The sequence below is a fragment of the Rhodopirellula maiorica SM1 genome (genome assembly GCF_000346295.1).
Lineage (GTDB): Bacteria > Planctomycetota > Planctomycetia > Pirellulales > Pirellulaceae > Novipirellula > Novipirellula maiorica.
The window spans coordinates 1-12,215 of record NZ_ANOG01000133.1 but is presented as its reverse complement, the minus strand read 5'-3'; the positions used below and the strand labels follow the sequence as shown (position 1 = coordinate 12,215).

General features: G+C 54.3%; 11 protein-coding genes and 1 pseudogene. 3 read left to right on the top strand and 9 right to left on the bottom strand.

Annotation, left to right across the window (positions count from 1 at the left end):
- The 6 genes and pseudogenes from RMSM_RS42340 to RMSM_RS03895 form a co-directional block, all read right to left on the bottom strand.
- Positions 1-270, bottom strand: a pseudogene (locus RMSM_RS42340) (ABC transporter permease); the annotation flags it as partial.
- 284 nt (positions 271-554) lie between these two features.
- Positions 555-1,337: a hypothetical protein gene (locus tag RMSM_RS03915; protein WP_040764006.1), complete on the bottom strand. Its 783-nt coding sequence runs from the start codon at positions 1,335-1,337 to the stop codon at positions 555-557.
- Between the two features lie 132 nt (positions 1,338-1,469).
- A complete protein-coding gene (locus tag RMSM_RS03910; RefSeq protein ID WP_008691870.1) occupies positions 1,470-2,003 on the bottom strand; it encodes a hypothetical protein in 534 nt (177 codons plus the stop codon).
- Positions 2,004-2,059: 56 nt separating this feature from the next.
- On the bottom strand, positions 2,060-2,728 hold the full coding sequence (locus RMSM_RS03905; protein WP_008691868.1) for a hypothetical protein: 669 nt from the start codon (positions 2,726-2,728) through the stop codon (positions 2,060-2,062).
- Positions 2,729-2,769: 41 nt separating this feature from the next.
- Positions 2,770-6,021: an efflux RND transporter permease subunit gene (locus RMSM_RS03900; protein ID WP_008691866.1), complete on the bottom strand. Its 3,252-nt coding sequence runs from the start codon at positions 6,019-6,021 to the stop codon at positions 2,770-2,772.
- 11 nt (positions 6,022-6,032) lie between these two features.
- On the bottom strand, positions 6,033-7,535 hold the full coding sequence (locus RMSM_RS03895) for an efflux RND transporter periplasmic adaptor subunit (protein WP_008691865.1): 1,503 nt from the start codon (positions 7,533-7,535) through the stop codon (positions 6,033-6,035).
- A gap of 554 nt (positions 7,536-8,089) precedes the next feature.
- On the opposite strand from RMSM_RS03895, the gene RMSM_RS40635 reads away from it, so the two are divergent.
- Positions 8,090-8,374, top strand: coding sequence for a hypothetical protein (locus RMSM_RS40635; protein WP_160168220.1), 285 nt, complete (start codon positions 8,090-8,092; stop codon positions 8,372-8,374).
- A gap of 316 nt (positions 8,375-8,690) precedes the next feature.
- On the opposite strand, the gene RMSM_RS40630 is transcribed toward RMSM_RS40635, so the two are convergent.
- The 3 genes from RMSM_RS40630 to RMSM_RS42330 form a co-directional block, all read right to left on the bottom strand.
- Positions 8,691-9,032 carry a hypothetical protein gene (locus tag RMSM_RS40630; protein WP_008691859.1) on the bottom strand — a complete coding sequence of 114 codons (342 nt, stop codon included), beginning with the start codon at positions 9,030-9,032 and terminating at the stop codon, positions 8,691-8,693.
- Between the two features lie 104 nt (positions 9,033-9,136).
- Positions 9,137-9,394, bottom strand: a complete 258-nt coding sequence (locus tag RMSM_RS42335; RefSeq protein WP_236621999.1) for a hypothetical protein — start codon at positions 9,392-9,394, stop codon at positions 9,137-9,139.
- 147 nt (positions 9,395-9,541) lie between these two features.
- On the bottom strand, positions 9,542-10,051 hold the full coding sequence (locus tag RMSM_RS42330) for a hypothetical protein (protein ID WP_236621998.1): 510 nt from the start codon (positions 10,049-10,051) through the stop codon (positions 9,542-9,544).
- Positions 10,052-10,382: 331 nt separating this feature from the next.
- Between RMSM_RS42330 and RMSM_RS03870 the strand changes: the two genes are divergently transcribed.
- Positions 10,383-11,054 carry a hypothetical protein gene (locus RMSM_RS03870; RefSeq protein ID WP_008691853.1) on the top strand — a complete coding sequence of 224 codons (672 nt, stop codon included), beginning with the start codon at positions 10,383-10,385 and terminating at the stop codon, positions 11,052-11,054.
- A 73-nt stretch (positions 11,055-11,127) separates the two neighbouring features.
- Positions 11,128-12,215 (top strand): caspase family protein (locus RMSM_RS03865; RefSeq protein ID WP_008691851.1); only part of this gene is annotated, 1,088 nt, incomplete at its 3' end.

Sequence of the window (12,215 nt, the reverse complement as noted above, 5' to 3'; positions counted from 1 at the left end):
ATCGCTGCCAACCGCATTGCCTAACATTCCGAGTCCCTGCCAAGCGGCCTTGGCTTGGAATTCACTGCGAGGCAGGATGCCGGTCAGCGTGACGGGAATCGTGTCCACTTCCGCTTCGACGCACAACTTGGGAGCCAAGTTTTCAACGCCCGGCAATCGAGCAAGTGCAAGCCGGGTGACGTATTCTTCGGGCATCGTGTGCCCGTGCATGTCGGCACCGTAGTAGTCTTGCAGCGTGACACTGGGAGGCAAAACCAAAAACGTTCGCACCGAGTGACTCCATGTCGCCAGCGATCTTGCGTTCTGAAAACACGGTGATGTTTTGAATCGCAACGAGCGCTGTGACGCCGAGCGTGACGGCCAGCAAACTAGTTAGCATCGGAGTGGGCCGCTGCCAGAGTTCTTTCCATATCATGTGTCGAAGTTTCATAGAATCCGTTCCGTCGATTGATGATTGTGTAGTTGAGATTGAAGATTGGTGGAACCAGAGTCGAGAGAGTCGAGTCCAGGGCAAGATGCTCTAGACTCTCATCTCTCAACTCTCGACCCGCCCGCTATCGACGCGATGGCTGCTTGGCGGTGGCCGACTGGTGATGTTTGCAGTTTTCGTCGTCACAGCATTTTCCAGCGGCCGCTAACTTCTCAGCCAACACATCGAAACTGACGTTGGCGTTGAAAGTGCCGACCATGACGCCCGGAGGCGCCATGAATGCAACCAAGGGTGTCGGTTGGGGGGGCTTTACTCCGATCTTGGTCAAGAATTCAGCTTCGGCCGGATCGTTTGCCAACACGGTGACGACTTCGGTTCGGTTGCTGTAAAGCTTGTCAGCCTGAAACTGTTGAACTCCAACGGGAATGGGGAAACCGGCGGCAGGCTGAGCACACAGCAACACGAGTTTGCGGTCTTGCAACGCCTTGAGGATTTGAGTCTGTCCGGGCGAAACGATCGCGGCGGCAAGTTGCTGCTCGGTCACCCGGCGTGGGAAAACGCTGCACACCGCGCCGTTGGGAGCGAGCGTGGTGATTGCTGGCATCGGCATCCGAGTAGCATCAAATTGTTTGACCAACGCTTGCTCGGAAACGTCACCGATTTGCACGGGAACGAGCACGGCGTCTTGTCGATTGGCCAGGGCTGATTGCAGCGTGCCGTGCATCGCTTGTGTCGCTGCGTCGTTGCCGCGATAGAACATCACGAACGCAAACTGGCTATTTGCCGACGCTGCTTGTATCGCTTGCTCGGCAGGACTCGCTGCGTGCGCGGTTTGAGCCATCGCGAAGCAAGCGGTTACCAGAGTCATCGTCAATGCGATTGTCGTTTGATTGAAAATCCGTTTCATCGTAGTCATTCCTTTAGTAATTTGAGATTTGAAATTGAAGATTTGATATTCGAGAGTGCGGATTGAAAAAAGACCAAAGCAGATTGGAGAGTGATGCTTTTCAACCTCCAATCTGCAATCATCACTCTTCATTCACTCGTGGTCGTGACCTTCGTGATCATGGTCGTGCGCGATCGTTCCTCGGTACGATTTTCCGTTGATCGTCAGGACGAGTTTCGGATCGGCTCCTTCTTCATCCAGGTGTTCGCCGAGTTCGGCGTCGGTTGAAACAAAGCGTGACGACTTTCCTTGCGGATCGTTTGCATCAGGCGAAGCGGCCAGCTTGAATTGTTCTGGTTTACCATCATGTTTGACGTTGATCGTCACTTCCGTCGATTCGATCGGGACTTGCTCGGTCGCGGCAGCGTTGAGCACATAGATGGTCACCGAGCCAGTGTCATCGTCGTGAATGAGTTCGGCGTGATATTCCTCGTTTCCTAGTTCGATCAATCCGCCGTGGTGCGGTCCTTCGGTGGGATGTGCGTGGCCTGCGTGATCGTCAACTGTGGCTGGAGGTGGCGACGATTCAACGCCAGTTCCAGCGTTGGTTCCCTCGTCTTTGCAGCCAACAAGGCCGAAGGTTGCCGATGCCAAAACGAATATGAAGAGTTTGCTTGAAAGTTTCATGGGTTTTCCATTGGAGATTGTTGATTCAAGATAGGGGATTGCAATTTGAACTCTGTTTAATGACTGTGCTTCACCTCGAAGCCTGTCTTGGCGAGCCACTGCTCCCAAGTCGTCGCGACTTCATGCGAACCCACTTCGATGTGCTTCCATTGCGGACAACGGAAACTCAAGTCGGCGTGGCCGGAATGATGCGTGCTGTTCAATTCGCAGCCGAGACCCTTTAACATTGCTGTCAACTCTGCGAGTTGTTCTTGGTTTTCAAGGTGCAGTGTTTTCCACTGGGTCATGCGATAGTTGACCTCTTCGACTTGGCCTACCGCGTGGCTGTGTCCGGCGTGATCGTGGTCGTGTGCCGCGTGGTTGTGACCTTCATGCCCGGCGTGAGCGTCGCCGCTGTGATCTGCCGCGTGACCGTGCAAGGTCTCGAAGCCCGCTTTCTTGAGCCACGATTCCCATTGGTGAGCCAGTTCGTCATTGGCGACTTCCATGCTCTTCCATTTGGGCGAGCGATAAACCACATCGGTGTGTCCACCGTGGCTGTCGATCTTGGCTTCGCAGCCAAGTTTCTGCACGGCAGCAAGGTGCTGTTGTGCCTTGGCGGAATCGTCGAAGTGCATTTCTTTCCACTGAGGCAAGCAGAATGCGATCGACTCTTCGGCACCGGCAACACTGCCTACCGATGCGAGTGCGAAGACGCACAGTAGTTTTGAAATTTGTTTCAACATCGAACTTTCCTTTTTGGAAAAAGATCCGTTCGCTTCCTGTCTTAGGTCGCGGGTTCGGAATGGGACTGGGAAGCCTCTGTCGTCCGTGACGGAGAAGGGTTGATTGGTTGGTGAAAATTCTCGTCTTCGGATTCTTCAAACAGAGGAATGTCGGTTCTGGATTCGTTGACCACTCGCTCCGCCGATTTCAGGCCGATCAGCCAGAACAATGCCGGGTGAACGAAGAAGTCGAGCAGCGTCGAGCTAATTAGGCCGCCGAGGATCACGGTCGCGACCGGATACAGGATTTCCTTGCCCGGTTCGCCCGCCGCCATGACCAACGGGACCAAGCCGATGCCAGAAGTCAGTGCGGTCATCAGCACGGGAGCGAGACGCTCCAACCCGGCGCGCACGATCATTTCTTTCGTCCAGTCTTCGCCTTCGTGCTGCACGAGATGTAGGTAATGATTCAGCAACAGGATGCCGTTGCGTGATGCGATTCCGGCCAGCGAAATAAAACCAACCATTGCGGCGACGGTCAATGTTTGGCCGGTGATGACCAACGCGGCCACCGAGCCGATAAACGCCATCGGCAGTGCCATCATCACTTGCAACGAGAGGTTGACGCTGCGGAACATCGTGTAGAGCACCAAGAACACGCCGACGAGCGAGACGGCAAATAGAACGCCGATCACTCGCGAGGCCGATTGTTGGCTTTCAAACTGACCGCTGTATTGAACGAAGTAGCCCGGCGGCAGCGACTCGACGATGGGTTGAACCTTCTTCTGAATGTCCTGCACCACATCAACCACACCGCGATCTGACACATTGCATTGCAACACGATCCGCCGCCGAACATCTTCGCGGTTGATGGTGTTCGGGCCGCCTGATTCGTAGATATTGGCGACCGATTCCAGTGGCAGCTTGCCGCCATCGGCAAGATCAATCGTCAAACGACGAAGCGTTTGCAGGTTCTCGCGGTAATCCTCATCCAGACGCAGCATCAAATCGAACGTGCGTTGGCCGATCAGGATTTCGGAAACGACTTGTCCGTTAAGCGCCGTTTCGATGAACTCATTGACTTCGACGGCACTGAGTCCGTAAAGCAACAGCTTGTCGCGGTCGAGTTCAATCCGAAGTTGTGGGATGATGACCTGCGGTTCGACCAGCACATCTTTCGTTCCCGGCACCGCCTTCATCGCCGCTTCCATCTCGCCCGCCTTACGTCTAAGTAGGTCGAGATCGTCACCGTAAATTTTGATGCCGATTTGCGCCTTCACACCTGAAATCATGTGCGAGATCAAGTGAGCGATGGGTTGCTCGACCGCCGTGACGATGCCAGGAATATCCGCCATTGCTTCGCGAATCTCTTCGAGCTGTTCTTCGCGGGATCGCGGCGACTCGGGATCGAGTTCCAAAATAAATTCGCTCATGTTCACGCCCTCGGCGTGTTCATCCAGTTCGGCACGACCAGTACGTCGAATGAATCCTTCGATGTCTTCAATCTCTCGCAATCGCGTTTCGACGCGGCTGGAAATGTCGTTGGAAGTCGCCAGTGAAGTTCCCGGTGGCAAGACGACGTTGAGTTGTACGGCACCTTCATTGAACGGAGGCAGAAAATCGCGTTCCAGACTCATCAGAAACATCCCTGATAGAGCGACCAGAATCGCTGTAACAGCTAAGTTGAATCGCGGCACAGTCAGACTGAAGCGGATGACTTTGTCGCCGATCCACTTAATACCTCGCAGGACGAAACCGTCTTTCTCATGCCCCTTCAGCTTCTGTTTACCAAGCAACCAGTACGACAGCACGGGAGTTACGGTTAGGGAAACCAACAGCGACGACAGAATCGAAACGATGTACGCGACACCTAGGGGAGCGAACAGGCGTCCTTCCATACCAGAGAGTGCGAACAGCGGCAGGAAGACAAGGATGACGATCATCGTTCCGAACACAATTGAGTTGCGAATCTCAATACTCGCACGGAATACCACCAACAGAGGATGCTTCGGGTTATCACTCGCCCGGTTCTCTTTGAGTCGTCGATAGATGTTCTCAACATCCACGATCGCATCATCGACCAATTCGCCGATCGCAACAGCCAAACCGCCCAGCGTCATCGTGTTGATCGAGAGTCCGAAGATCGAGAACACGATCGCAGTCATTACCAACGACAACGGAATCGCCGTCAGCGTGATGAACGTCGTGCGAACGTTCATCAAGAACAAAAACAGAATGATGACGACCAGGATGCCGCCGTCACGCAACGCCTCAACGACGTTCTCAATCGCTCGGTCAATGAACGACTTTTGCGTGTAAAGCGGTTCGATGCGGAGATCACCAGGCAAGGAAGGCCGCAACTCATCAATCGCAGCCATCACGTCCTCGGTGACGCGCCGCGTGTCGGCGCCCGGTTGCTTATTGATGGTAAGGATGACTGCTGGTCCGCCACTGTATTGCCCGTCTTCATCACGCACCCAGGCCGAACTATCGCCACGTTTGACTTGAGGGCCTTCGATGACGCGAGCGATCTGGCCCAATGCAATCGGTCGGCCCTCCTTCATCGTGACGACGACCTTTTGCAGGTCTTCGATGCTCTGGACACGACCCAGACCACGAACGAGTAACTCGTTTGGCCCTTGTTCGTCCAAGTATCCGCCAGTCGCGTTCTGGTTGCTGTCTTGAACGGCTTGCTTGACTTCGTGCAACGCAATTCCGAATCGCAACATCGCGTCAGGATCGACCAACACTTGAAACTGCTTGCGACCTCCGCCCATCGTGAATACTTGCGACACACCAGGGATCGTCAGCAATCGTTGGCGTACGACCCAGTCGCCGAGCGTTCTTAATTCCAGCGGTTCCGTTTCACCATCGTTGCTCCACATCCCCAGCATCAAAATCTGGCCCATGATAGATGAGACTGGCGCTAGAGTCGGCTTGACTCCCTTGGGCATCCGTTCTTGGACGAGTTGCAACCGCTCGGCGACAATTTGGCGGTCGTTGTAGATGTCCGTGTTCCAATCGAACTCAACATAGATGACCGATATGCCGACGCCCGACGCACTGCGAACCGCCTGCACGCCGTTGGCTCCGTTGACCGCTGTTTCGATGGGGAAAGTCACGAGTGTTTCGACTTCCTCCGGCGCCAACCCCGGTGCCTCAGTCATGATGACCACGCGAGGACGGTTGAGGTCGGGGAAGACGTCGATGGGAGCCTGCATCGCTTGCCAAGTCCCGAATCCCACCAGGAACAAGGCAACGGCGATGACGAGCAAGCGTTGTTTTAACGCGAATCGAATAATTGAATTAAGCATGACATGGCTCCTTAGTGGTTGTGTCCCGCGTGTGGATCAACTCCACCGCCAGACTTGTTTTTGAGAGCCATTTGCATTTGATGAGCGCCACGCATGGCGATGACGTCACCGGGAAACAGCGAACCATCGTTGTCGATCACGGCGGAATACTGATCGCGGTACTTCACATGAACCGGCACGCGGTCGAAGTGACTGCCGTTCTGTTGGAACACGAATGTTTCCGCCCCTTCGCTCGCCACCGCTTCGACGGGGACCACGATTTGCTCCGGCATTTCTTCGACCGGCACTCGCAACTGCATCCGCTGACCAGGGATGTATCGCCATTCGACGTAGCGATTGCCGTCATTGCGACGATCCTTCGCAACTTCGTTTGGAAGCCGAACGTAGAAGTTCAATGTGCGCGACGTGGCATCGACCTGGTTGGCCAGATACGCGATTTCCAAGTCTTCGATCACGCGAGATTCGGAACCCGGTTGTTCTATGATCGCGTCGACTTTCCAACCGTTTTGTGAGGCACCTCGAAGCTGTCGGATGTCTTGTTCGAACGCGAGCCCTTCGATGAACAACTCGTCGTAGTCAGCCAGGATGCAGAGCGTATCGCCCGCGCTGACGGACTGCCCCTTGTGTACCGCCAAGTCTTGCAGGATCAACGGGCCCGTGTGCTGAGAGTCAGCCTGCTGGGGCTTGTCTTCTTGAACGAAACTCGCTTGGACGACATGCTGGGTCAATCGCAACTCGGCTTCACCGTGACTGTCCACGCTTGGTGTGAAGACTTGCAACTCACGTAGCAGTCGTCGCTCACGTTCAATTTGATTCACTTGATCGTCCGACAGTCCGTGTAAACGTAGTGCTTCCCGCTGAGCACCGAGGTTCGCGTTCAGCTTGTCTCGGGAGTATTGCCGCTCCAACAGAACCTTGCCCGCGACCGCGCCACTTCTGGTGACCTGCTCCAAACGAGCGATCTCGCGATTCTCGACATCCAGTTCACCGAGCGTGCGAACGAAATCAGTTTGTGCGTTGACGAGGTCTTCGTGCGTCAAACGAATTTGAAACAGCAGGCTACCGGGTTCGACCGCTTCGCCTTGCACCGCGTGAACATGAGTGACAACGCCAGTCATCGGCGTGGCAACTTGGACTCGCGAACGCCCAGGGCGTTCAACGACGACGGCGGGCACCGTGATGGACCGGCGGAAGGTTTCCAGCTTGATCGGGCGGATCGTTTCGTTAGACAAGCCGATATTGCGGATCGCCTGCTTTGACAATTCGAGCGAAGTCGCCTCGTCGTGGCCCGCATGTGCTGCGTGATCGTGACCGGCATGAGAATCAGCCTCGCCAGCCGCCTCACCCTCGTGCGATTCGTCGCCGCCACCTCGGAACGAAACAGCGGTTCGATCGACCCACGCCTTCGTGGCCGGGAACCAATGCTGCCAGGAAATACCACCGACGATCAAAACGATCAGTGTGGCGACTAACCAAACCCACTTAATGGGGACTTTGGGCATACGGATTTTCATGGTAACGAAACCAACGGAACAACTGCCGGAGAAACCGATCCACGATTCGGATGCGTGTGGATCAGAGGAAGGTCAACGCGAAGAAGCGTCCGTGGCAGATGAACGGTGAATTCCAGACGCATGGATTAGCGTCAGCGGATTTCGCCAAAAGTGTCGGAGCTGATGCGTGAGGATCGAAAGTCTTGACGACTTCCGCATCGGCGCGGGGGCACGAACACTCTCATCCAATCACGGACGAGAGCAGACCATTAGAGACGCCAGACTTGCGTCTTGAGGCGGAGGGGCGACTGCACGCAGTGCGGATCGGGCGGCGAACCGTACTCCGTCCGTAGTGCGATCAATTCTTGCGACGACAAAGACAAGCAATACGTCAGCAGGGGAGACCAATCGACGGTCAACATCAACGAAATGTCGTTGTCTCGTTGATCGGCAACGATATTGCAGTCAGCTTCGTCACACGATTCATGCGGTCCATGTGACCCAGAACAAGGCGCCTGCGAACAAGGCTGTTCGGAACCAACTTCATTCGCATCATCATCAGAGCACGGAGCCTTATGGCCATCGTGGAAATGCCCTTCATGATCGTAGCCAGCATCATTAAGACCAACCACGTGCGGAACATCCAACATCACCTGGTCAACATCGTGACTGTGCGTGTGACCCGCGTGAGCGTGATGCACGCAACAACCCAGCAGTGCGTGAAGCACTACGGCGGTCATCGTCGAAAAGGTGAGGAGCTTGTGAAACATGGTCGCTTTGAAAAATGCCCGGACGATCGGCACAACAGGATGAATCGTCACAGTATTACTATCGAATTGTGGCTGATGGGTCTACAGTAAAACCACGTAGTAATTGCAACGCATATGCTGTACCAATCGCGGATTAGCGACGAATCATTGCAAAAACGTCGCGAAACCAGCTCTCGATAAATCTTGAGACTGTCGTCAACCTGACCGCGACAGTGTCGCGTCTTGCGACAGATTTCGTCACGCTTCGTCAATTCCGCAATGTACAGGCGTAGCGAAAGTCGCCAAGACTTTCGGCCTTCTGTTTTAGCCGGGCGAACCGAAACTCTTGGCGAGTTTCGCTACCCGCACTTCCGTTGGGACCACGCCACCGGAGCATTCCGGTAGCCAGCTCATTCCGCAGGCAAGATCAGTGCCAGTGGCCGGTGCGGTGAACGTCGTAGTGACCGGGTTGGAAGTGAAGGTGGTTTCCATGACGTTGGAACGACGGAGCGTGCCAATCGAGGTGCGTGGTGTCGTGGTACTGCGGTTGATGCCACTGGATGCCGTGCGACGGGTAGTGCGATTGGTGATGTCCCGGCAGGTGGAAAGACGGTTGCGAAGGATATACATGACCGCCGTGATGGCTTCCATGGTGGCCGCCGCCGTGAAAACCATGACCGTGCTGAGCCTGAGCTTCACCGCCAAAACCGAGCGTGAATGCGGCTGCCAACGCGACGACGGGCAGCACGTTTTTAGTGATCGACAACATGATTGGAATCTTTTCTCTGCGGGAGACTTTGTGAATGGGCTTCATTAAGCCCGACAACAAAGACAATGCAAAAGTGAGTTCGCAGCGGAAAGGATCTTCAAGATTTATTTTTCTACATGTGAAAAAGCAACAATTTCCACGTGTTTTCCCTTCGATTGAAGTTCTTTCGTGACCGCTCTCAAGTGTTTCTGAACGATCGCACTAGGTGATTCCAATTTCGTACTTTGCCCAAACGCTCGATCATCCTGTTCGACACGCAGTTGCCCATCAACGAGGCGAAACACGGTGGCGTTGCCAAGGGCTGGCCAGTTTTCCGGCTGACCCAACATCGCCTGAACGTCTCGCGCTGAAAGAGTACTCATCGATTCGATCCGTACCACCGCCTCGCTTCCAGTCGGGCCGATCAACGGAACCGCTCTCTCTGAGTCAAGTGGGAAATGCACCCAGCGGGATTCGCCTAACGGTTCAAATTCGGCGAGCCGGTTCGTTTCGCCGTCGCTGCCGATTAATTAAAGTTCACCATGGTGATTCGCACGCAGCGGTGCATTGACCTGAATCTGCTCGCCCGAAAGCGCGGGTACCCGATTGACCAATTCGAAAGCCCGTTCCTCCGCCCAGACCTTGATGTCCAAATTGCCGAACCGCTTTACCGTTTCGATCGAGGGCAAATTCAAGAGCGGTTGTGCGGTGTGCGTTTCAGTCTGCGGACCTGGCCACGCCAACCATCCGACGTACAACAACGCGATCAGAGGAATTGCGAACAAAGCGATACGACGGCCATCCTTTCTGCGAGTGCGTGCCAACCAACCGTCGAGCGTCTCGGCGAATCGTTGTGCGGATTCGATACGTTCGCTCAGACGCAATTGCATTGCTTGTTCGCAAGCTTTCTGCAAAGCCAGCGGTGCTCCCGAGTCGCGAGGTGCCTGTCGGTCCCAGTCACCGCTAAAATCGGAAAGTTTGTCTCGCGACTGGTTTTCCATCGACGCAGACGACGCGGTTTCAAGGCCTTGCTTGGTCATTGATGATTTTCTCGCTCGTCAAAGCGTGTCTGCGAATACTCCGATGTGAAATTTCTGGATTCCTTTCCGCTAACAGGGGCTAACTGCATTAATGGTGAGTGTGAAGCGTTTGATAGCTGCTTCCTGAATCGTATCACGATCGTGATGATTGCATCCCTGTGGAGGGGGCCGTACAATCTCCAGGTGGCGGGTTGCCTCGAAGATGACGCCAGCTTTGAGGTAAGCGGTCGTATTTCATACCAGGATGTTCACTTTCTCGACGGATCGGCCACTCCCATTTTTGCCAATACGGCATGAGGTAATGACAATGCGCAAACTTCTTTCTCTCTCCATGGTCGCGATCTTGATCGCAACGACTTCAATTGCCCAAGAGAAGACCCCTGACGACGCGAAGGTCGTCGAACTCAAGCCGGAATCGGTCAAGCAAGCAAAATTCGTCGACTTTGGCAGCGAACTAGGCGTTTCGCTCAGCGCGATCAATGACCTGGGTGCAAAGATCGACGCAGCACGATTGGCCGCCCAACCAATCGACTTGCTGCTGGCAGCAAAGTTGTTGTCGGCTGCTGAATCGCTGTCGGGAAAACAAGCGTCGTTGACATCGTCGCAGTTACAAGAAGAAGCAGTGGAACTTGCAGAGCAACGCGGGAATCCGACTGAGATCGCAACGGCAGCAAAGCTAATCGGTGGTGACTTCGGAGAGAAGTTGATGAAAGCGGCCAAGGCGGCGGCAGAGAAGATGCCCAAAGAGGGTGACGCGACAAAAGACCTCGATGGAACACTCGTTGTTGATAATCGGAATAACCATGACGAAGTTCATGTATATGTGAATGGTCGTGAAATTGGACACGTCGAAGGCCACGGCTATCGCCAGTTTCATGTACACGGCGCTCACTACTTGGACGCAAGGGATCACGAGGGGCATCGATGGCATGACCACATCGTGGGCCATCAACATTACTGGGTGTTTCGGTTGAATCCGCCTCATCCTCACTACCCTTGGTAGGCATTGGTCATTCAAAAGAATGCCACGACTGGACTGTCCAGAGTCCAGTTGTGGGAAGCTCAAAGGTCTCGCAATGATTCGACTCGTTCTTTTCTCATGTGTGCTGTTAATCGCAATCTCTCAACAGGCGATTGCCGCGCGGCATGCCCTGTTGATTGGATGTTCCGACTACAAAACACATGGTGATTTACACGGCAGCGGAATTGATGTTGCCTTGCTTAAAGAAACGTTATCAACACCTCGGTTTGGGTTTGGGCCAGACGATTTGACTGTCTTGAGTGACGCCGATCCTACCACCAAGCCGCCCACATTCGACAACATTCACGCTGCATTTGAGACCGTGGTCGCTGCTGACTGGGCGGCAGACGCCGATCCAGACGTTTTGTTAATTTATATGTCCGGTCACGGTGGCCAACGCGAAAGCGAGACTGAGAATGACGGCACGGACGAGTTTTTCATGCCTATCGATGAAAGCGACGTCATTCTCGACGACCAGATTGGAAACTGGTTGTCAGTACTAGACCGGAAAGGCATCCATACTTGGATCGTTTTTGATAGTTGCTTTTCCGGGACCATGACTCGCGGCGACAATCCAAACGAGACTGTGCGAGGTATCGCTCCGGCAAGCGAAAAGTCGCGAACACCAATCTTGCCTAAAAGCAACAAAGATGTCGGCTGGGAATTGCCGACGTCCGATGAAGGTAGACGATGCAACGTCGTGGCTTTTTATGCCTGCCAAGCGTACGAAAAAGCTATCGAAGACAGAACATTGGATGAATCCGATGGCGCGCCGGTACCGCACGGACTATTCACCTATTGTTTGCTTCAGTGTTTGGAACAGCATCGCGCCGACCGAGATTCAAAACTGTCATACGAAGAGCTACGCCGAGGTATTATCGAGCGTTACCGAGCCCTTGGAAGAACCTGGCCGACACCTTTCTGTGAAGGCAATCTGACTCAAGAAGTTCTTGGCTTTGAGAAATGGCCTCATGCAACTGCGCTGCGTGTAGAAAACATTGATGGGAACGTGTCGGTCGCTGGTGGTCAGTTAGTAGGAATAACAAACAACGCGATCTTGGCCGTGTATGAGCCGAAAGATCGCAAGCAAGAATCGCCCATCGGTTACCTCAAGGTGACTCAGGTCACTGCAACTACCGGGAG